The sequence below is a fragment of the Kitasatospora humi genome (assembly GCF_020907985.1).
Taxonomy (GTDB): Bacteria; Actinomycetota; Actinomycetes; order Streptomycetales; family Streptomycetaceae; genus Kitasatospora; species Kitasatospora humi.
Genome location: NZ_JAJJPA010000002.1, coordinates 202,941 through 222,598, shown reverse-complemented (window position 1 = coordinate 222,598; position 19,658 = coordinate 202,941). Strand labels below are relative to the sequence as shown.

The window sequence follows — 19,658 nt, the reverse complement described above, 5'->3', positions numbered from 1 at the left end:
GTCGAAGCATGCCCACTGCCTTTCCCCGGTGGCTCCGTGCCGCCGTTGCCTGCTGCTCCACACTCGCCGCCGTATCCGCGGGAACGGTCCTCGCCCAGCCCGCGGCCGCCTCGTCCGCCGCTCCCGGCGCCGTCGCCCAGTACCCCGACTACTCCCCCACGCCGCCCATGGGCTGGAACGACTGGTCGTACTACCAGTGCGGGATCGACGAGAAGACGATCCTCGGCAACGCCCAGGCCCTGGTCACCACCGGACTGGCCCGGAAGGGCTACGACACCGTCACCATCGACGACTGCTGGATGTCCCAACAGCGCGACGCCAAGGGCGACCTGGTCGCCAACCCGGCCCTGTTCCCGGACGGGATGGCCTACGTCGGGCAGCAACTCCACAAGCTCGGCCTGAAGTTCGGCATCTACGAGGACGCCGGAACCAGCACCTGCGGCGGTTACCCCGGCTCCCTCGACCACTGGCAGCAGGACGCGGACCTGTTCGCGTCCTGGGATGTCGACTACGTCAAGCTCGACGGCTGCAACGTGCCCACCAAAGCCGGCGAGACCGACGAGCAGAGCTACCGCGACACCTACACCGCGATGAGCCGGGCACTGCTCAACACCCGCCGCCACATCGTCTTCTCGATCTCCGCGCCCGCCTACTTCCAGGGCGCGGCGAACTGGGACTCGGTGATCGGCTGGTCCGCGCAGCTCGGCAACCTGTGGCGCGAGGGCGCGGACATCGCGCTCGGCCAGGACCCCGACAAGTGGTCCTCGATCGACTACAACTACAGCTACAACGTGGGGTTGACCGCACTGCAGCGACCGGGGCGGTGGAACGACCCCGACTTCCTGCTCGCCGGCGACTCCGGGCTCAGCCAGGACGAGATCCAGAGCCAGGTCTCGCTGTGGGCGATGATGGCCGCGCCGCTGATCTCCAGCACCGACCTCACCCACCTCTCCCCGACCGCACTGGCCGTGCTCGGCAACCGCGACGTCATCGCGGTGGACCAGGACCGGCTCGGCATCCAGGGCAGCGTGGTGCAGCACGGCGCCGGCTACGACGTGCTGAGCAAGCCGCTGGCCGACGGGGACCGCGCGGTCGCGCTGTTCAACTCCTCCGACTCGGCGCAGACGATCAGCACCACCGCCGCGCAGGCCGGCCTGCCCGTCGCCGGCGGCTACAAGCTGGACGACCTGGTGAGCAAGACCGCCACCAACACGACCGGGGTGATCGCGGCCGGCGTGCCGCCGCACGCCACGGTGCTCTACCGGGTCCACCCGACCGCGGACCACGGCCCCGCGCCGGCCACCGCGATCAGCTGGCGCGACGTCAGCACGCCGCAGCTGCCCGGGACCTACCAGATCACCCTGACCGACAACGGCACCGTCCCCCTGACCGACGGCCGGCTGCAGATCAGCGCTCCGGCCGGCTGGACCGTGGCCCCGGACACCGTCGCGCTGCCGCGCGTCGCGCCGGGCGGGACGGCCTCGGCCACGGTGACCGTGCGCGGCCCCCAGGGTGCGCCCGGCACCACGGTCACAACGATCACCGCCACCGCGAGCTACCGCGCGCACTCGAGCAAGGTCGACACGGTCAGCGGTGAGCAGACGATCGTCCAGACCGTGCCCTACCCCTCGCTGGCGGCCGCGTTCAACGACGTCGGCGCCACCGACGAGAGCGACACCACGCCCGGCAACTTCGACGGCGGCGGAGACAGCTACTCGAGCCAGGCCCTGGCCAAGGCGGGCGCCACCGCCGGTGCCACGATCAGCGCCAACGGCCTCAGCTTCACCTGGCCGGCAGCGGCCGCGGGCGCGAACGACAACGTGTCGGCCACCGGCCAGGAGATCACCTTCAGCGGCCAGGGTCAGGCGCTGGGCTTCCTCGGCGCCGAGGCCGGCTTCACCTCCGGCACGGTCACCGTCACCTACACCGACGGCACCGCCAGCACCGGCCAACTCGGCTTCCCCAACTGGTGCTGCGCCCCGACCGACGCCTACGGCGCGAAGACCGCGTTCACCACGGACCACCGCAACACGCCCAGCGGCCCGGCCAACTACGGCACCAGCTACGGCGTCTTCACCAACACCGTCCCGCTGACGCCCGGCAAGACGGTCCGTTCCGTCACCCTGCCCGACGCCCCCGCGATCCACGTGTTCGCACTGACCGTCCAGCCGTGATCCACCCGGTCCCCGGGACCACTCACCGCGGACCCACCCATCACAACGGCCCCGACGGAGACCCTGGCAACTCACAGCCCGCCGAACCCGTCGAAGTGACCTGACGAGCGCCGGCTGGTCCCCCGATTCACGCCCCTGGGGGACCAGCCGGCGCCAGTCCGTCCCGAGCGGCCGAACCGGTCCCCCGAGCAGCACCGGAGGACGTCGGCCCGCAGGGCCCTGTCGCACGCGGGCGGGCAGGAGAGAACACCGAGGCACGTTCTACGGGTCGGCACGAGCACTTCCGACGGGTTCTGGCACCGCCGACGGCAAGTGAGCGCCAGCACGGCAGGTGAGCGCCTGCTCCATGACTCCGGCCCACTCCGGCAGTCAAGTGCACCGTGCCGTTCGGAACCCTCCCGGACCCCACCACGGAATCGGTGGATCCGCCCGGGCGGCCTGGTCGTTCGCGAGCAACGGCGACGGCTCCCACCGCATCACCAACGCCCCCGGCGGGCAGCTCGGCCTCAACGCCACCGGTACCCCGGCCGAGACCACACCCGCTCGCTACTGGACCGACACCACCGGTTCCCCGGTCCCTGCTGACGCAACAGCCGGACACCGGTTCGGCGTTGCAGCACTGGGTCCACCGACGAGCGTCTACTCAGGGACGCCGACCGCGAGCCCGGCCCCCGAGGGCGGTACGCGCTGGATGCGTACGGTTTCCTCCCACTGCTGCATCCGCTGGACCCCCCGCGTGCCGAGGATCCGGAAGACACCCTCGACGAGGGCCTCGACCAGTACGAACAGCCCCGCGAAGGAGTCGAAGGGGACCCCGCCGATCGGGACCGGCAGCACGACGTCGGCGTCCTCCGCGGCCGGGGACAACCCCTCGTCGGTGACCACGATCACGCTCGCCCTGCGCTGCCTGGCGAGAGCCGCCAGCTGAGAGGCGGTCACCTCGTAGCGGCGCAGGTCGAAGACGACCGCCACACTTCCCTTGCCAAGGCGAAGGCAGCGGCCGGCATCGCGACCCAGCGGCTCCTCGGCCAGATCGACGCCGGCGATGAGTTGGTCCAGCTGTGTGGCGAGCAGGGCGGCCGCGTGCCGGGAGAAGTAGCCTCCGTGGACCACGACGTGTTTCGCGTCGCGTGTCAGCAGACGCAGCGCCCGTTCGAACTCACCGGGAGGCACGCTGCCGAGCAACCGCTCCACGAGTTGTGCGCGCTGCTCCACCGCCTGCTGGAGCGGGGAGCCCACGTCGGTGAGCTCACTGTGCACCGCGCGGCTGACCGGGCTGCTCATCCGCTGGTTGATCTCCGCCCGCAGCCGGCGCTGGAACTCCGGGTAACTGCTGATCCCCAGCCGGGCCACCAGGCGCAGCACCGTCGGAGTGCTGGTCCCGGCGCCCTTGGCCACCGCTGCCGCGCTCTGCAGTCCGGTGCCCGGGTAGTCGGACAGCAAGACGCGCGCGACCTTCTTCTCCGCCGGGGTGAACTCGTCCATGCGGATGAAGATCTCGTCCTTGATGAGCATCCTGCCATCTTGCCCCGGCTCCCCCTCCGGACGCGATCGGCGGCTGTGCCGACCGCGACCGGGACGCGCGCCCGCTCAGACGAGCGTCACGAGCCGGCTGCCGTCATCGAACGCGGCGAACATGGCGGGCGAGTTGTGCGCCACGGCGATCGTGCCGTCGGCGGCGACGGCGATCAGCCCACCGGACGCCTCCCGCGCGGTCAACTCGGTGGTGATCGTCCCGGTGACCGCCTCGGCGAGGCCGCTGCGCAGATAGCTGATCCGCGCCGCGACGTCATGGGCGACAACACCTCGTACGAACGCCTCGCCCTCGCCCGTGCAGGAGACCGCCACCACTCCGTCCCTGGCGAAGGTGCCGGCTCCCAGGATCGGTGTGTCACCGACCCGGCCCTCGCTCTGGTTGACGATGCCGCCGGTGGACGTCGCGGCCGCCAGCTTGCCCCGGCGGTCCCGCGCCACCGCACCGACCGTGCCGTGGCGCGGCGCCGGCAGTTGCGCGGACCGCACCTCGGCGAGCTGCCTCAGCCGCGCCTCGGTCACGAAGTACTCGGGCGTCGTGGTCGCAAGCCCCCAGCCGGCGACCAGATCCTCGTCCGGGTCGACCAACAGCACGTGCCTGGTCTCCTCCATGACCTTGCGGGCCGCGAACACCGGATTCCTCGCGAACCGGGAACACGCCACAGCGCCGGCCGCCCCGTCGCCCGTCATCACCGAGGCGTCGAGTTCCGCCTCGCCGCGTGCGGTCAGCGCCGCCCCTCGCCCCGCGTTGAACAGGGGGTCGTCCTCCAGGACCGCGACGGTGGCACACACCGCGTCCAGCGCGCTGCCGTGCCGCTCCAGCACGGCAGCGCCCGCGCGATAGGCCCTTGCCAGCCCCTCGGTGTACTCGCCCCGCTCCTCCAGGGACAGTTCGCGCGGTCGGCTCCCGGCGCCACCGTGCAACACCAGCGCGTACCCGCCCTCGCTCGGCCCCGCCTGGAACAACCGCAGCTCGCGTGCTGTCGACGGTCGTCCGGCGTGCAGAGTCCGCTCTTCCACTGGGCTGCCTCTTCCTTGGTTGCCGTGTGCTGCCGGACATCCGCAGGCTCCGGCGGCGATCTGTTCCGATCATTACAGAAGGAGAAACTCTTCTCAATACTGTTCTATTTGGAAGGCATCGTCTCTTCGAAGCCGGAGCTCCGCGCGGGTGGAGCGTGGACACCTTCGGTGTCCGGGGCGTGCCGGAAGCGTTGCCGGGTGGCGGACCCGTCCATCAGACGCTCGGCATACGGGGCCGAGCCCTCCACGTTGGCGCTGCTCTTGCCGAGGGTGACCCGGCAGCGGAACAGCTGCCCGGCCGCGGCGGTCCAGGAGGCTGTCTGCGCTAGTTGACGCCATGGGCAGCCGTCGTGCTCGCCACAGGCTCCGGCACGCAGTCGCTCGGGTAGGCTCGATGCCCGGTGTGCCGGGAAGCCTGGTCGGCAGTGGACGCCGTCCTGCCTACTGGAGCTTCCCGTGTCCGTTCCGCCTTTCCCATCGATGCCGACGCTGCGTCAGAAGCAGCTGCTTGCCGGGGCCTCCTGGCGCCGAGAGCGGCTGCGCACCAACCTCTGGCTGGTCCCGACCGCCGAGGCACTGCTGTTCGCCCTGCTCTTCGCGGCCACCGTCACCCTGGACCGCCTGGCGTACGACGGCCGACTCTCCTACGCCGACTGGGTGTTGAGCGGCACGGCCGACGGCGCCCGCCAGATCCTCACCACCATAGCCGCGGCTCTCATCACCGTGGTCGGGTTGGTCTTCTCGATCACCATCGTGGCGCTGACGCTGGCCTCCACCCAGCTCGGTCCGCGGATGCTGCGCACCTTCATCCGCGACCGGGGAACCCAGCTGACCCTGGGCACCTTCGTGGCCAGCTTCTGCTACACCGTGCTGGCCCTGGGTGCGGTAAGCCCCGGCCTGCACGGCGACTTCGTCCCGCACCTGTCGATCACCTTCGCGCTCGGCCTCACCCTGGTCGACCTGGGGGTGCTGATCTACTTCATCCACCACATCGCCACCATGATCCAGCTGCCGCAGGTCATCGCGGTCATCGCCGACGATCTGGCCCGCGCCATCGAGGCGCAGAGCGGCGCAGACCGGCAGCCGCCGGCCGGCATCGACTGCGGCCCGGACGCGGACGAGCTGCTGCGCCTGGTGGACGAGTCGGGGACGGTGATAGCGACGCCCGAGACCGGCTACCTGCAGTTCCTCAAGCACGACGAACTGGTCCGCCTCGCCGCAGCCGCCGGCGCCGTGCTCCACCTGCCCTACCGCCCCGGGCACTTCCTGGTGCAGGGCCAGCCCCTGGCCGTGGTCTGGCCCCCTGCGGCCGCACCGCAACTGGCCGCGCAGCTGACCCGGGTGCAGGTGACGGGCCCCTACCGGACACTGACCCAGGACGTCTCCTTCGGCTTCGACCAGCTGGTGGAGATCGCCATCCGTGCCCTGTCCCCAGCCGTCAACGACACGTTCACCGCGCTGACCTGCATCGACTGGCTCAGCCACTGCCTGTGCCGGATCAGCCACAGCTGGCATCCGCAGCGCGTCCACCGTGACCACGCCGGCCGGATCCGCGTCCTGGCCTATCAGGCCGACTACGACCGCCTGGTCCAGCGCGCCTTCGAGAAGATCCGCCAGAGCTCGGCGGGCATGCCGGCCGTGATGATCCGCCAACTCGACGCGTTGTGCCGCGTGATGGAGCAGACCACGATCCCACGCCGCCGCGAGGTGCTGTTGGCGCAGGGCGCCATGATCCGGGACTGCTGCGAAGCCACCGTCACCGAGCCGGCCGACCGCGCGGACGTGCTGCGGCGCCATGAGGCGCTGCTCGCACTCCACCAGGTATCGGATCCGCAGGCCGCGAGCGCGGCAGCGAGGACATACGTCCAGCGATCGGGGACGACGCGGCACGCGTCCACCAGCGTTTCCGCAGGGTGATCGGTGTATGGTCCGCCGCAGTGCACCAGGGAGGACCAGCACCATGACCGATCGTGGTTCCGCACCACGGCCCCCCGAGGCTCACCACCCCAGCGCGCCCGACACCGCGCGCCTCGCGCTGGTCGTCGGCGCCCTCGGGGTGGTGTTCGGGGACATCGGAACCAGTCCGATCTACACACTGCAGACGGTGTTCAACCCCGGTGACCCGCACCCCGTCCCGGTCACCACCGAGAACGTGTACGGCGTGGTCTCGCTCGTGTTCTGGTCGGTGGTCATCATCGTCCTGGTCACCTACGTGCTGCTGGCGATGCGCGCCGACAACGACGGCGAGGGCGGCATCATGGCGCTGATCACCCTGCTGCGGCGCTCGGGCTCGCAGCGGGGCCGGCGAGTCACCGCCGTGCTCACCGCGCTGGGCATCTTCGGCGCGTCGCTGTTCTTCGGCGACAGCATGATCACGCCGGCGATCTCGGTGCTGTCCGCGGTCGGAGGGCTCACGGTGGTCGAACCGTCGCTGGCCGGCGCCGTGGTGCCGCTCACCGCGGCGATCATCGTGGTCCTGTTCCTGGTGCAGCGCCGGGGGACGGCAGCGGTGGGCCGGGTGTTCGGGCCGGTGATGATCGTCTGGTTCGCGGCCATCGGGGCGTTCGGTGCGACCGGCATCGCCGACCACCCGGAGATCCTCAGGGCGCTGTCGCCCGGCTACGCCCTGGGGTTCCTGTTCGGGCACTTCGGCACCGCGTTCTTCGCCCTGGCCGCGGTCGTGCTCGCGGTGACCGGTGCCGAGGCGCTCTACGCCGACATGGGGCACTTCGGCCGCCGGTCGATCACCCGCGCCTGGCTGGTCCTCGTCTTCCCCGCGTGCGTACTGAGCTACCTCGGGCAGGGAGCCCTGGTCCTCGCCGATCCGAAGAACGTCAGCAGCCCGTTCTTCCTGCTGCTGCCCGGTTGGGGGCGGCTGCCGATGGTCCTGCTGGCCACGGCGGCGACGGTGATCGCCTCCCAGGCGGTGATCACCGGCGCCTACTCGGTCACCTCCCAGGCCGCCCAGCTCGGCTACCTCCCGAGGCTGCGGATCGCGTACACCTCCGAGTCCACCATGGGTCAGATCTACGTCCCGTGGATCAACTGGCTGCTGATGGTCTCGGTCCTCACCCTGGTCTTCGCGTTCCGCAGCTCCACGGCGCTGGCCTTCGCGTTCGGCATGGCGGTCACCGGGACGATCACCATCACCACCCTGCTCTTCTTCTACGTCGCCCGCGCGCGATGGCACACGCCGGTGTGGCTGATCGCCGTCGGCGCGACCGTGCTGCTCTCCGTCGACCTGCTGTTCGTCGCGGCCAACGTGACCAAGCTCGTCCACGGCGCGTGGCTGCCGCTGCTGATCGGTGTCACCGCGTTCACCGTCATGACGACGTGGCAGCGCGGCCGCGAGGTCGTCACCGCGGAGCGGGAACGGCGCGAGGGTCCGCTGCGCGAGTTCGTCGACCGGCTCCACAGCGGGGAGGTGCCCACCCTCCGGGTCCCGGGCACGGCCGTCTTCCTCAACCGGGGAAACCAGACCGCCCCGCTGGCCATGCGGGCCAACGTCGAGCACAACCACGTGCGGCACGACCAGGTCGTGATCCTCTCCATCGACACCGAAACCGTGCCCCGCGTCCCGGCCGACCAGCGGATCGTCGTCGACGACCTCGGCTACGCCGAGGACGGGATCATCCACGTGGCGGCCCGCTTCGGCTACATGGAGACACCGGACGTGCCCGGCGCACTGGCACTCGTCGACCCGGCTCGTACCGAAGGGCGCCTGGAACTCGACCAGGCGTCCTACTTCCTGTCGAAGATCGAACTCCGCCGCGGGAAGGAGCCGACCATGGCCCCCTGGCGCAAGCGGCTGTTCATCGCCACCTCGTACACCACCGCCGACGCCGCCGAGTACTTCGGCCTGCCCCGCAACCGCACGGTCATCATGGGCTCACACATCGAGGTGTAGGCGCGCTTCGCCCGACAGGCGGCCCGGCCGGGGTGGGAGCCCACCATCAAGCTGTCGACCAGCGCTGGAGTCCCGCTGGAAGTCACTACTGACGGCAAGAGGCCGAGCGGTGCTCCGCCTCCGCTTCGAAGCGCACTCGCCGCGGGAAACGGCGCTGTGATCACCAGGACCGGGGTCGGACCGTGCCTTCTACAGACCGGAGCGGGTGAACAGGGCGCGGGCTTGGTCACCGGATATCCGCTCGTCCAGCTCGCGCAGCACTTCCGCGCCCTCGCGCAGGGTGCCGCACTTCCGCGCGTGGGAGGCGTCCGTGTCCAGTCGGTGCCACAGGAGCGGGTTGGCGGCCAGGACGCGTGGATCGAGCTCCAGCCGGCCACCGTGGGCGTCGCGCATGATCAGACGGATGGCGACGGCGCCCGACGCGCGAACACTCACCAGCGCGTCGGTGGCTACCCGACGGCGGCGCCACAGTCCGCGGACCTCGAGCCAGCCCTCACCCGCCACCACCCTGGCCGGCAGGAGGACCACGAACGTCACAGTGGCCAGCAGGACCCACAGCCCCGCGCGCAGCGGTGTGAGACGGCCCGAACCCCAGTCGATCAGTAGGGCCGCCGCAAGGAGCACCGCCGCACTGCAGAAGGCATGGCGGGCGGCGGCCGGCCAGCGGCGGTCCGTGACGAGGGGTTGGTGGCGCTGCACCACCCCGACCGTAGAAGGCCCCGCGAGCCCCGTCGCCTGCGCTGACGCCTTCGGGGCCCTTTTTAGCGCAATCCTGACGCACCGGCCGACGCGGTTCTGTGCGGCCCTTCTCGCAGCCGGGCGCAGCGGTCAGGCCGCTGCTGTGGTTCGGGACAGGGAGCCGATCGCTGCACCGGCCTGGTCGGCCAGGGTCACCGCGACGACCAGCGTCTGCCTGCTCGGCATGCTGCCGGGAACCGGATCCAGCAGGAAGCGGCCGACGTACCTGCCGTTGCCGTACACCCGCAACTCCACTTCCTCGGCGGGCATCCCGAGCACGTCCGTGTCCCACACCTTCCGTCCGACGACGATCGAACCGTCCCCCTCCAGGCGCGGCGGGTGGCCGAGCAGCGAGCCGAACTCGAAGCGGCAGCCGCGGAGTTGCAGCAGGTCCACCAGTTGGGCCCGCACGTACTCGACCACGACCGGGGCGGAGTTGGCGGACCGGGCGCGGGCCGCGGTCTCGTGGATCCGGGTCAGGTAGCCGGCATCCGTGATCGCTACGACCTCGAACTTCCGGGCTTTGGCGGCGAGTTGCGAGGCGATCAGGCCAACGGCCAAGAGCAGTGCGGCGGTGACGATGTCGGAGGAGCGACTGATCGCGAACTGCTCGTACGGACGGGTGAAGAAGAAGTCGAACCAGACCGCGGCGCTGAGGGCGGCGACGGCACCCGCGAGGCGGTGCCCGGAAGCGGCGACCGCCACGATCGCCACGACCAGCAGCAGGGCCACGTTGGTGTTCGCCAGGTGGCCGCGCAGCGGCAGCAGCACGGCGCTGAGGACGAGGGGAGCCAGTGCCGCCCCGATCAGCGAGAGCGGACCGGTTGTCGTGTACCGGCGCATCGTTGCACCTCCGAGTTCCGGTGTAACAGGCCCGGGGCCGCAGGCAAGCGGAACGGCAGGCTGTTAACGGATTCCTTGCGCGGGACTCCGTCCGTTGGCGGCAGTCGGGCGGTAGGACGGAGTGGTGAAGGAGGTCGGTCGCCCGGACCGCGGTCGCATCCGTCCTGGGCTGATCCGACGCGCCGCGCTGAGAACCCGGGGCACCACCCCCTCTTGCGCATCGTTCCCATCCGAGTACTGTCAGCGAATGGCGTGCCGGGAAGTCTGGTCGGCAAGAAGGTCACGCATGCCGTGCTCATTCCGGGCCGGCGGGTGCTGACAGGACCTCACCCAGTGGAGGCGCCATGGGCGTCATCGTCCCGATCCTGCTCTTCGTCTGTCTTGCCACCCTCGTGCTCGGGTCGCCCCGGATCCCCCCGCTGCGAGAACGGCGCCGCACGAGGGCGATCAGCCATGCGCTGGTGGCCCGGCACGGCTTCACGGCCCGGCCGTCGTTCACCAGCTCACGGATCCCCCTTCCCGGCCCGCCGTTCCACTACGGGTCGGCGCAGCGCCTCACGGACCAGGTCGCCGGCGAGGTGGCGGGGCTGCCAGTGACATCGGCCGGCTACTCCTGCCGCTACAACGGATCGTCCCACTTCTACGGCATCGCCCTGGTCACCCTGCCGTTCCCGGTCGACACCGCCGAGGTGCGGCACGAGCCGGCCTTCCATTCCGTCCGGGTCGTGGAGCCGGTGCCCGCGGGCCGCGTCCGGACGGGCGTGGCGCGGTTCGATGCGGCCCACGAGAGCTACTGCCGCGATCCGCACCACGGACAGAGCGCGCTCTCGGTGGCCGGGGTGGGCGAACTCCTGTCCGCTCCCGAGCCGTTCAGCTGGCGGGCCGAGGGGACGCAGCTGCTGCTTTGGCGGTCCGGCGGCTGGTCGTCCACCCCGTCGCTCCTCGGCTGTGTACGGGCCGCGGTCTCGGCCCTGTCATCAAGTAACGGGAGCGGCATGGGAATTCAGACCGCCAGGCCCACCCGGTAGGCCACCTCCTGTCGCACGGGAACGATGCCGGCCGCTTCCGCCAGGGCGGCCGGATTCGTTCGAACCCGGCACCATCCGGGTCGGAATCCGGCCGGCCCGTTCCGACGCCGCTCGTGTCAATGCTCCGACAAGCGTTGCCGGCGCAGCGTCAGGATGTCGTCAGAGTCGGCGAGTTCCTTGTCGGGGCACGGTTGGCTGACCCACATGTCTTCCCTGGCTCCCGACGAAGCCGTCGCCCCCGGTCCCGCGTCCCCGCCGCCGGCCCGTCACCGCCAGCGCGCGGGCGGTGCGCTCTTCGACGCGAGACAGCTGGTCAAGGCGTTCCCCGAAGCGCTGCGCAAGCTGCATCCGCGGCTGATGGTGCGCAATCCGCTGATGTTCGTGGTGGAGGCCGGATCCGCGCTCACCACGCTCTCCGCCGTGCTCTCGCCGAGCCTGTTCGCCTGGCTGATCAGCGGCTGGCTCTGGCTCACGGTCGTCTTCGCCAACCTGGCCGAGGCGGTCGCCGAGGGCCGGGGCAAGGCACAGGCGGAACCGCTCCGGCGCGCCAGGACCGGCACGACCGCACGACGGCTGCGCCACTGGCGGGTGGGCCTCACCCGGTTAGAGGAGGAGGCGCGGAAGAAGACGCCGAACGAGATCGCGCTCAACCCGCTGCCGGCGTCACTGACGATCGTGTTCCTCCTCTCCGTGGTCTCCCTGCTGCCGATGGCCGTCTACGCGGGCGCCGAGCAGTCCACCCCCGTGCTGGTGGCACTGCTGGTGGCACTGATCCCGACCACCATCGGCGCGCTGCCCTCGGCGATCGGCATCGCGGGCATGGACCGCCTGGTGCAGCGCAACGTGCTGGCCTTGTCCGGCCGCGCGGTGGAGGCCGCGGGTTACGTGGACACCCTGCTGCTCGACAAGACCGGCACCATCACGTTCGGCAACCGGCAGGCCGTCCGCTTCCTACCCGCGCCGGGTGTCCCGGAGGCCCAACTGGCCGAGGGCGCCCAGCTGTCCAGCCTCACGGACGAGACGCCCGAGGGCCGGTCCATCGTGGTCCTCGCCAAGCGGTACGGTCTGCGGCAGCGGGCCGAGGACGAACTCGGGCACATGGAGTTCGTGCCGTTCAGCGCCCAGAGCAGGATGAGCGGCGTCGATCTCAGCCGGCCGGACGCGCCGACGGTCCACGTCCGCAAGGGCGCCTCGGCGGCCGTCTCCGCCTGGGTCTACGAGCGCGGGGGCCTGGTGCCGGGACAAGTGCTGGAGGCCGTCGACGTCATCGCAGCCCACGGCGGCACTCCGCTGCTGGTCGCCGTCCACGACCGCCAGGGGGCAAGGGTGTTGGGGATCGTCCAGCTCAGGGACGTGGTCAGGGACGGCATCCGCGAGCGCTTCGCCGAGCTGCGCCGGATGGGCATCCGCACGGTGATGGTCACCGGCGACAATCCGCTGACCGCTCGGGCGATCGCGCGGGAGGCCGGCGTGGACGGCTTCCTCGCCGAGGCGACCCCCGAGGACAAGCTCGACCTCATCCGGCGGGAGCAGGCCGAGGGCAAGCTCGTCGCGATGACCGGCGACGGCACCGACGACGCCCCGGCCCTCGCCCAGGCCGATGTCGGGGTGGCGATGAACACCGGCACCTCCGCCGCCAAGGAGGCCGGCAACATGGTGGACCTGGACTCCGACCCCACCAAGCTGATCGAGATCGTCCAGATCGGCAAGCAACTCCTGATCACCCGCGGCGCGTTGACCACGTTCTCGATCGGCAACGACGTCTCCAAGTACTTCGCGATCATCCCGGCCGTGTTCGGCCGGGCCTATCCGGGACTGCGCGACCTCGACATCATGGCCCTGCACAGTCCGACCTCGGCGATCACCTCGGCGATCATCTTCAATGCACTGATCATCATCGCGCTGATCCCCCTGGCTCTGCGCGGGGTGCGCTACAAGCCGTCTTCGGCGGCCGACCTGCTCGCCCGGAACCTGCGGGTCTTCGGGCTGGGCGGACTCGTCCTGCCGTTCCTCGGCATCAAACTGATCGACCTGCTGATCGCCCAGTTCCTGTTCTGATCAAACGCATCAAGGATTCATCAGAGCGGGCGAGTCGGGCTTGTCCCCCTGCTGCCAGTGGATTTGAATGAACGACATGAACCGTCCGGCACGCCACCACGACCGTCCGCCGCATCCGCGGACGCGCGTTGCCGTCACGGCCATCAGCGCACTCCGGTAACCCGTAGCCTCCCTGCGGTCGACCCACCGAGTGCTCGGCGCAGACGGGCGCCAGCAGTGGCCCGTCTGCGCTCTCCCCCGCCCCGGCCCCGAGGCCGTCCAGCCTCGATTCCCGGCACTGGCGGGGCCTTCCGAACACACTTCCCGCACCTCCGGCACCCGGTCGCGCGCACCCGCGCGCACCCGGCACCCCGGGCGTGCCCGCACACCATGGATGGACCATGTCCGCATTCCTCTCCGGCCGCACCGCCCTCGTCACCGGTGCCTCCTCCGGCATCGGTTGGGAGACCGCCCGGCTGCTCGCCGAGCAGGGGGCCACCGTCATCGTCCACGCCCGCACCGCCAACGAGGGTGAGCACGCCGTCGAACGGCTGGTCGAGCGCGGCGCTGCGCGAGACCAACTCCACCTGGTCGCAGCGGACTTCACCCGTCTCGCGGCAGTCGCCAGCCTGGCGGAGAGCGTCGCCCGGGCCTTCCCGGCACTGCATCTGCTGGTCAACAACGCGGCGGTCATGGCACCCGAGCGGTGCACGCTCACCGATGACGGTGTCGAGGTCTCCTTCCAGGTGAACTTCCTCGCCGCCCACCTGCTCGCCAAGCAGCTGCAGGGCCCGCTCGCGGCCGCCGGCAACGCCCGGATCATCAACGTCTCCTCCTCCCTGCACCGCACCGCCTCCATGAACTGGACCGACCCCAACCGGGTCAAGAAGTACTCCCGGGTGGCCGCCTACGCCCAGTCCCAGCTGGCGCTCAGCATGGCCGCCGGTTCCATGGCTCCGGCCGGCTCCGACATCACCTCGGTGAGCGTCAACCCCGGTCTGTGCGACACCGCCCTGCTCCCCCTCTACGGGCGGGTCGGCGCACCGCCGGCCGAGGGCGCCGCCGCGGTCGTCCGCCTGTGCCTGCCCACCGTCGAGCTCACCAACGGCGAGTACTACGACGACGGGGACATCGCCCCCACCGCCGTCGTCGTCCACGAGGAGCGGTCCCAGCGGCGTCTCGCCAAGCTCGCCGACCAGCTGACCACCGCCAAGGGCTGACACCCGACGACAGGAGGGGCCGTCCGTGTCCAAGCGCTCCCGCAAGAAGAAGACCCGCCGCAGGAAGAAGGCGAACCACGGCCGCAAGCCCGGCCAGTAGCCGCCCCGAGCCCCCGGCGCCGCGTGCCACCGGCGCCGGGTTCCACACCGCCGAAGCCCTGGGAGTCCGCCGGACCCCGGGGTTTCGGCCTGCCCGAGCACCGGGCGCCGGCTCGACAGGCCCGCTCCGGATGACTCGGGGGGCCGTGCGCCGCACGGGCCGCCATCGTCAGGGTTGCGTAGGGTCCGGCCCTGCGTTCATCAGGAATGTGTCAATGATCGCCGCGCCCCGCTCCCCGACCGCATCTCCTGCCAGGGACCTACCTGTAGGAAGGACATGATGTACACGGACGAGCGATGGAACGCGTCGACGAAGCGGCGGATCATCGTGGGCGTCAGCGGATCACTCGGCAGCCTCGCGGCGCTGCACCATGCGGTGGCCGAAGCCAGGCGCGGTGACTGCGAGGTCCTGGCCGCACTGGCCTGGGAGCCTCCGGGCGGCGAGCACGGCTACCGTCTCTCGCCCTGCCCGCCCCTGCTCGCCGAGGTTCGCGAGGCCGCCGCCGAACGGCTCCGCACGGCGATCGGTGAAGCCTTCGGCGCTGACGGCCCGGACGTGGACTTCGGCGCCGTCGTCCTGCGCGGCGAGGTCGGCAGGGCACTGATCCATCTGGCGGACCGACCCGACGACCTGCTGGTCCTCGGCGCCAGTGGCAGTCTGCTGCGGCGGGGGCTTCGCCGTTCGGTCGTGTCGTACTGCGCGGAGCACGCCGTCTGCCCCGTCCTCGCGGTCCCCAGGCCCGCGCTGCAGCACGAACTGGAGTCGCTCCGGCGCAGGCGTCGGTGGCACCTCCCGACCGAGCCGCTTCCCACCAGTTGAGCGGCGGGAGCAGCGCAGCCCGGTTCTTCGGCATCCGGCCACCCGGCCAGGTGTCGTCAGCGTCGGCACCGCCCGGACACGTTCCGGCCAAGCCCAGGTCTCGGATGCATGACGCCGATATATGGGTCGCGTCAATGTTCCGGAGTCACCCGTATGGAGGGTGTCAGGAATCCGCTGCGCGCCGGAAACGGCTGGTTTGCTGCACTGGCCGGTCTTCCGCCGGTGCCGCCGGGCCGCCTCCAGGGGAGTCCGCGGTCAACAGTCCCTGAACCAGTTGGTGGAGCCCATGCTGGACCTCGTCTTCGTCGGTGTCACGGTCGCCGTGTTCGCCGTCCTGGCCCTGATCGCGAAGGGGGTGGAGAAGCTGTGAGCGCCGAGAACCTCGCAGGTCTCATCGTCGCCGTCGCCCTCGTCGGCTACCTCGTCGTCGCGCTGATCTACCCGGAGAAGTTCTGACATGAGCTCCACTCTCGCTGGGTGGCTGCAGGCCCTCGCCCTGGTGGGCGCCCTGGCCCTCTGCTACCGCCCGCTGGGCGACTACATCGCCCACCTCCTGACCTCCGCCAAGCACCTCAGAGTCGAGCGCGGCCTCTACAAGGTGGTCGGCGTGGACGGCGACGCCGATCAGCGCTGGACCGCCTACCTGCGCTCGGTGCTCGCCTTCTCCGCGCTCTCCGTCCTCTTCCTCTACGGCCTGATCCGGGTGCAGAACCACCTGATGCTCTCGCTCGGCTTCCCGCCGATGGCGCCGCACCAGGCCTGGAACACCGCGATCTCCTTCGTCACCAACACCAACTGGCAGTCCTACAGCGGCGAGGCCGCGCTCGGTCACGTGGTCCAGATGGCCGGCTTGGCGGTGCAGAACTTCGTCTCCGCCGCCGTGGGCATCGCGGTGGTCGCCACCCTGATCCGCGGCTTCACCCGCAGCAAGACCGACCGGGTCGGCAACTTCTGGGTCGACCTCACCCGGATCTGCCTGCGCCTGCTGCTGCCGATCTCGATCGTCTTCGCCGTGGTGCTGGTCGCCAACGGGGTGATCCAGAACTTCCACGGCTTCCACGACCTGACCACCCTGGGCGGCGACACCCAGTCGATCCCGGGCGGCCCGGTGGCCTCCCAGGAAGTGATCAAGGAGCTGGGCACCAACGGCGGCGGCTTCTTCAACGCCAACTCCGCCCACCCGTTCGAGAATCCGAACGGCTTCACCAACTGGCTGGAGATCTTCCTGCTGCTGGTGATCTCGTTCTCGCTGCCCCGCACCTTCGGCAAGATGGTCGGCGACAACCGCCAGGGCTACGCGATCGTCTCCGTGATGGGCCTGTTCTGGGTCGGCTCGGCCGCGCTGCTGACCTTCTTCGAGACCCACCCCGCCGGCACCGCGCTCAAGGCGGCCGGCGCGGCGATGGAAGGCAAGGAGCAGCGCTTCGGCGAGTGGGCCACCGCGCTGTTCGCCTCCTCCACCACGCTCACCTCCACCGGTGCGGTCGACGGCATGCACGACTCGCTCACGCCCGGTGGCGGCGGTGTCGCCCTCGTGGACATGATGCTCGGCGAGATCGCGCCCGGCGGCACCGGCTCGGGCCTGTACGGCATGCTGATCCTGGCGATCGTGACCGTCTTCATCGCCGGCCTGATGGTCGGGCGCACCCCCGAGTACCTGGGCAAGAAGCTCGGCGGGCGCGAGATGAAGTTCGCCTCCCTCTACATCCTGACCACCCCGGCCATCGTGCTGATCGGCACCGGTGTCGCCATGGCGCTGCCGGGTGAGCGGGCCGGGATGCTGAACTCCGGCGCCCACGGCTTCTCCGAGGTGCTCTACGCCTTCACCTCGGCCGGCAACAACAACGGCTCGGCGTTCGCGGGGATCACGGTCAACACCGCCTGGTACGACACCGCGCTGGGCCTGGCGATGGTCTTCGGCCGGTTCCTGCCGATCATCTTCGTGCTGGCGCTGGCGGGCTCGCTCGCCAGGCAGCAGCCCGTCCCGGCCTCCGCCGGCACCCTGCCCACCCACAAGCCGCTGTTCATCGGCCTGCTGTCGGGAGTCGTCCTGATCGTCGTCGGCCTCACCTACTTCCCGGCTCTCGCACTCGGGCCGATCGCGGAAGGTCTGCACTGATGTCCACCACTCACACCCCCGCACCGGCCGACCAGGGGACGGCCGCCGCTCCGCACAGAGCATCCAGCGGCCTGCTGGACCCGAAGCTGATCGCCAAGTCCCTTCCGGACGCGGTCAAGAAGCTCGACCCCCGGGTGATGATCAAGAACCCGGTCATGTTCGTGGTCGAGGTCGGCTCGGTCGTCACCACCATCTCGGCCATCGCCCACCCGTCGGTGTTCGCCTGGGCGATCACCGTCTGGCTGTGGCTCACCACGATCTTCGCCAACCTGGCCGAGGCGGTGGCCGAGGGCCGCGGCAAGGCCCAGGCCGACACGCTGCGCAAGGCCAAGACGGAGAGCGTCGCCCGACGCCTCGTCAACTGGCCCGCCTCGCAGGACGAGGAGGAGGTCCCGGGCACCGCGCTGCGGCTCGGTGACCACGTGGTGGTCGAGGCCGGCCAGGTGATCCCCGGCGACGGCGACGTGGTCGAGGGCGTCGCCTCGGTCGACGAGTCGGCGATCACCGGCGAGTCCGCCCCCGTGATCCGCGAGTCGGGCGGTGACCGCTCGGCGGTGACCGGCGGCACCAAGGTGCTCTCCGACAAGATCGTGGTGAAGATCGCCACCGAGCCCGGCAAGTCCTTCATCGACCGGATGATCGCCCTGGTCGAGGGCGCGGCCCGGCAGAAGACCCCCAACGAGATCGCGCTCAACATCCTGCTGGCGTCGCTGACCATCGTCTTCCTGGTCGCGGTCGTGACCCTGCAGCCGATGGCCACCTTCGCTGGCGCGCCGCAGACGATGATCGTGCTGGTCGCGCTGATCGTGGCGCTGATTCCGACCACCATCGGCGCCCTGCTCTCGGCGATCGGCATCGCCGGGATGGACCGCCTGGTGCAGCGCAACGTGCTGGCCATGTCGGGCCGCGCGGTCGAGGCTGCCGGTGACGTCAACACCCTGCTGCTCGACAAGACCGGCACCATCACCCTGGGCAACCGCCAGGCCGCCGAGTTCCTGCCCGCCGAAGGGGTCAGCAAGGACGAACTGGCCGACGCCGCCCAGCTGTCCAGCCTCGCCGACGAGACCCCCGAGGGCCGCTCGATCGTCGTGCTGGCCAAGACCGACTACGGTCTGCGGGCCCGTGAGCAGGGCGAGTTGACCCACGCCACCTGGGTGCCGTTCACCGCCCAGACCCGCATGTCGGGCGTCGACCTGGAGGAGTCCGACGGCCTGCACCAGGTGCGCAAGGGCGCGGCCGGCTCGGTCGCCAACTGGGTCACCGAGAACGGCGGCACGGTCCGTGACGACGTCGCCCAGCTGGTCGACGGCATCTCCGCGGCCGGCGGCACCCCGCTGGTCGTCGCCACCAAGATCGGCAATAAGCCCGCCCGCGTCCTGGGTGTCATCTACCTCAAGGACGTGGTCAAGGAGGGCATGCGCGAGCGGTTCGACGAGCTGCGCCGGATGGGCATCAAGACCATCATGATCACGGGCGACAACCCGCTGACCGCCAAGGCGATCGCGGACGAGGCCGGCGTGGACGACTTCCTCGCCGAGGCCACCCCCGAGGACAAGATGGCCCTGATCAAGAAGGAGCAGGAGGGCGGCAAGCTGGTCGCGATGACCGGCGACGGCACCAACGACGCCCCGGCACTGGCCCAGGCCGACGTGGGCGTGGCGATGAACACCGGCACCATGGCGGCCAAGGAGGCCGGCAACATGGTGGACCTGGACTCCAACCCCACCAAGCTGATCGAGATCGTCGAGATCGGCAAGCAACTCCTCATCACCCGCGGCGCGTTGACCACGTTCTCGATCGCCAACGATGTCGCCAAGTACTTCGCGATCATCCCCGCGATGTTCGCCGGCGTGTACCCGGGCCTGAAGCACCTGAACGTCATGGGCCTGCACAGCCCGACCTCGGCGATCACCTCGGCGATCATCTTCAACGCGCTGGTCATCATCGGGCTCATCCCGCTCGCCCTGCGCGGCGTGAAGTACCGTCCCTCCAACGCCAGCGCGCTGCTCACCCGCAACATCGGGATCTACGGCGTCGGCGGCCTGATCGTGCCGTTCATCGGAATCAAGGCGATCGACCTGATCGTCCAGTTCATCCCCGGCCTGCGCTGAGAAAGGAGG

The 19,658-nt window shown here is 70.4% G+C and carries 15 protein-coding genes; 11 read left to right on the top strand and 4 right to left on the bottom strand.

The window, feature by feature from the left end:
* The first annotated feature begins 8 nt into the window (after window positions 1-8).
* Complete coding sequence (locus LN042_RS03440) at window positions 9-2,174, top strand: beta-sandwich domain-containing protein (protein ID WP_230048257.1); 2,166 nt, start codon at window positions 9-11, stop codon at window positions 2,172-2,174.
* 639 nt (window positions 2,175-2,813) lie between these two features.
* Here the strand turns inward: LN042_RS03440 and LN042_RS03435 are convergent.
* Window positions 2,814-3,689 (bottom strand): MurR/RpiR family transcriptional regulator, encoded by an 876-nt coding sequence (locus LN042_RS03435; protein ID WP_230048256.1) that lies wholly within the window; start codon window positions 3,687-3,689, stop codon window positions 2,814-2,816.
* Window positions 3,690-3,764: 75 nt separating this feature from the next.
* Window positions 3,765-4,727, bottom strand: coding sequence for an isoaspartyl peptidase/L-asparaginase family protein (locus LN042_RS03430; protein WP_230048255.1), 963 nt, complete (start codon window positions 4,725-4,727; stop codon window positions 3,765-3,767).
* 456 nt (window positions 4,728-5,183) lie between these two features.
* On the opposite strand from LN042_RS03430, the gene LN042_RS03425 reads away from it, so the two are divergent.
* Together LN042_RS03425 and LN042_RS03420 are read left to right on the top strand one after the other, a co-directional pair.
* Entirely contained in the window at window positions 5,184-6,644 is a 1,461-nt protein-coding gene (locus LN042_RS03425) for a DUF2254 domain-containing protein (protein WP_230048254.1), read from the top strand.
* Between the two features lie 43 nt (window positions 6,645-6,687).
* On the top strand, window positions 6,688-8,634 hold the full coding sequence (locus LN042_RS03420; RefSeq protein WP_230048253.1) for a potassium transporter Kup: 1,947 nt from the start codon (window positions 6,688-6,690) through the stop codon (window positions 8,632-8,634).
* Between the two features lie 189 nt (window positions 8,635-8,823).
* On the opposite strand, the gene LN042_RS03415 is transcribed toward LN042_RS03420, so the two are convergent.
* Both LN042_RS03415 and LN042_RS03410 read right to left on the bottom strand, forming a co-directional pair.
* A complete protein-coding gene (locus LN042_RS03415) occupies window positions 8,824-9,333 on the bottom strand; it encodes a hypothetical protein (protein ID WP_230048252.1) in 510 nt (169 codons plus the stop codon).
* Window positions 9,334-9,462: 129 nt separating this feature from the next.
* Entirely contained in the window at window positions 9,463-10,215 is a 753-nt protein-coding gene (locus tag LN042_RS03410) for a DUF4118 domain-containing protein (protein ID WP_230048251.1), read from the bottom strand.
* Window positions 10,216-10,559: 344 nt separating this feature from the next.
* On the opposite strand from LN042_RS03410, the gene LN042_RS03405 reads away from it, so the two are divergent.
* The 8 genes from LN042_RS03405 to kdpB (LN042_RS03375) all read left to right on the top strand — a co-directional run bounded on the left by LN042_RS03405 (window position 10,560) and on the right by kdpB (LN042_RS03375) (window position 19,649).
* Window positions 10,560-11,243 (top strand): hypothetical protein, encoded by a 684-nt coding sequence (locus LN042_RS03405; protein ID WP_230048250.1) that lies wholly within the window; start codon window positions 10,560-10,562, stop codon window positions 11,241-11,243.
* A 204-nt stretch (window positions 11,244-11,447) separates the two neighbouring features.
* Complete coding sequence (gene kdpB, locus LN042_RS03400) at window positions 11,448-13,301, top strand: potassium-transporting ATPase subunit KdpB (protein ID WP_283843537.1); 1,854 nt, start codon at window positions 11,448-11,450, stop codon at window positions 13,299-13,301.
* Between the two features lie 380 nt (window positions 13,302-13,681).
* The gene (locus tag LN042_RS03395; RefSeq protein WP_230048249.1) at window positions 13,682-14,500 is read left to right on the top strand and encodes an SDR family NAD(P)-dependent oxidoreductase; all 819 of its coding nucleotides are present in this window, start codon (window positions 13,682-13,684) and stop codon (window positions 14,498-14,500) included.
* 25 nt (window positions 14,501-14,525) lie between these two features.
* A complete protein-coding gene (locus LN042_RS38280) occupies window positions 14,526-14,600 on the top strand; it encodes a 50S ribosomal protein bL37 (RefSeq protein WP_504871017.1) in 75 nt (24 codons plus the stop codon).
* Window positions 14,601-14,876: 276 nt separating this feature from the next.
* Window positions 14,877-15,419 (top strand): universal stress protein, encoded by a 543-nt coding sequence (locus LN042_RS03390; protein ID WP_230048248.1) that lies wholly within the window; start codon window positions 14,877-14,879, stop codon window positions 15,417-15,419.
* Window positions 15,420-15,785: 366 nt separating this feature from the next.
* On the top strand, window positions 15,786-15,875 hold the full coding sequence (gene kdpF / locus LN042_RS37135; RefSeq protein ID WP_141633550.1) for a K(+)-transporting ATPase subunit F: 90 nt from the start codon (window positions 15,786-15,788) through the stop codon (window positions 15,873-15,875).
* A 1-nt stretch (window position 15,876) separates the two neighbouring features.
* A complete protein-coding gene (gene kdpA, locus LN042_RS03380; RefSeq protein ID WP_230048247.1) occupies window positions 15,877-17,538 on the top strand; it encodes a potassium-transporting ATPase subunit KdpA in 1,662 nt (553 codons plus the stop codon).
* The gene (gene kdpB / locus LN042_RS03375; RefSeq protein ID WP_230048246.1) at window positions 17,538-19,649 is read left to right on the top strand and encodes a potassium-transporting ATPase subunit KdpB; all 2,112 of its coding nucleotides are present in this window, start codon (window positions 17,538-17,540) and stop codon (window positions 19,647-19,649) included. Before kdpA ends, kdpB (LN042_RS03375) begins: the two co-directional genes overlap by 1 nt.
* Window positions 19,650-19,658: the final 9 nt, after the last annotated feature.

Coding starts and splice junctions, on each gene's coding strand:
- LN042_RS03420 (WP_230048253.1), top strand. CDS start 6,688: ATGACCGATCGTGGTTCCGCACCACGGCCCCCCGAGGCTCACCACCCC.
- kdpB (WP_230048246.1), top strand. CDS start 17,538: ATGTCCACCACTCACACCCCCGCACCGGCCGACCAGGGGACGGCCGCC.
- kdpA (WP_230048247.1), top strand. CDS start 15,877: ATGAGCTCCACTCTCGCTGGGTGGCTGCAGGCCCTCGCCCTGGTGGGC.
- LN042_RS03405 (WP_230048250.1), top strand. CDS start 10,560: ATGGGCGTCATCGTCCCGATCCTGCTCTTCGTCTGTCTTGCCACCCTC.
- LN042_RS03395 (WP_230048249.1), top strand. CDS start 13,682: ATGTCCGCATTCCTCTCCGGCCGCACCGCCCTCGTCACCGGTGCCTCC.
- LN042_RS03440 (WP_230048257.1), top strand. CDS start 9: ATGCCCACTGCCTTTCCCCGGTGGCTCCGTGCCGCCGTTGCCTGCTGC.
- kdpB (WP_283843537.1), top strand. CDS start 11,448: ATGTCTTCCCTGGCTCCCGACGAAGCCGTCGCCCCCGGTCCCGCGTCC.
- LN042_RS03435 (WP_230048256.1), bottom strand. CDS start 3,689: ATGCTCATCAAGGACGAGATCTTCATCCGCATGGACGAGTTCACCCCG.
- LN042_RS03390 (WP_230048248.1), top strand. CDS start 14,877: ATGATGTACACGGACGAGCGATGGAACGCGTCGACGAAGCGGCGGATC.
- LN042_RS03410 (WP_230048251.1), bottom strand. CDS start 10,215: ATGCGCCGGTACACGACAACCGGTCCGCTCTCGCTGATCGGGGCGGCA.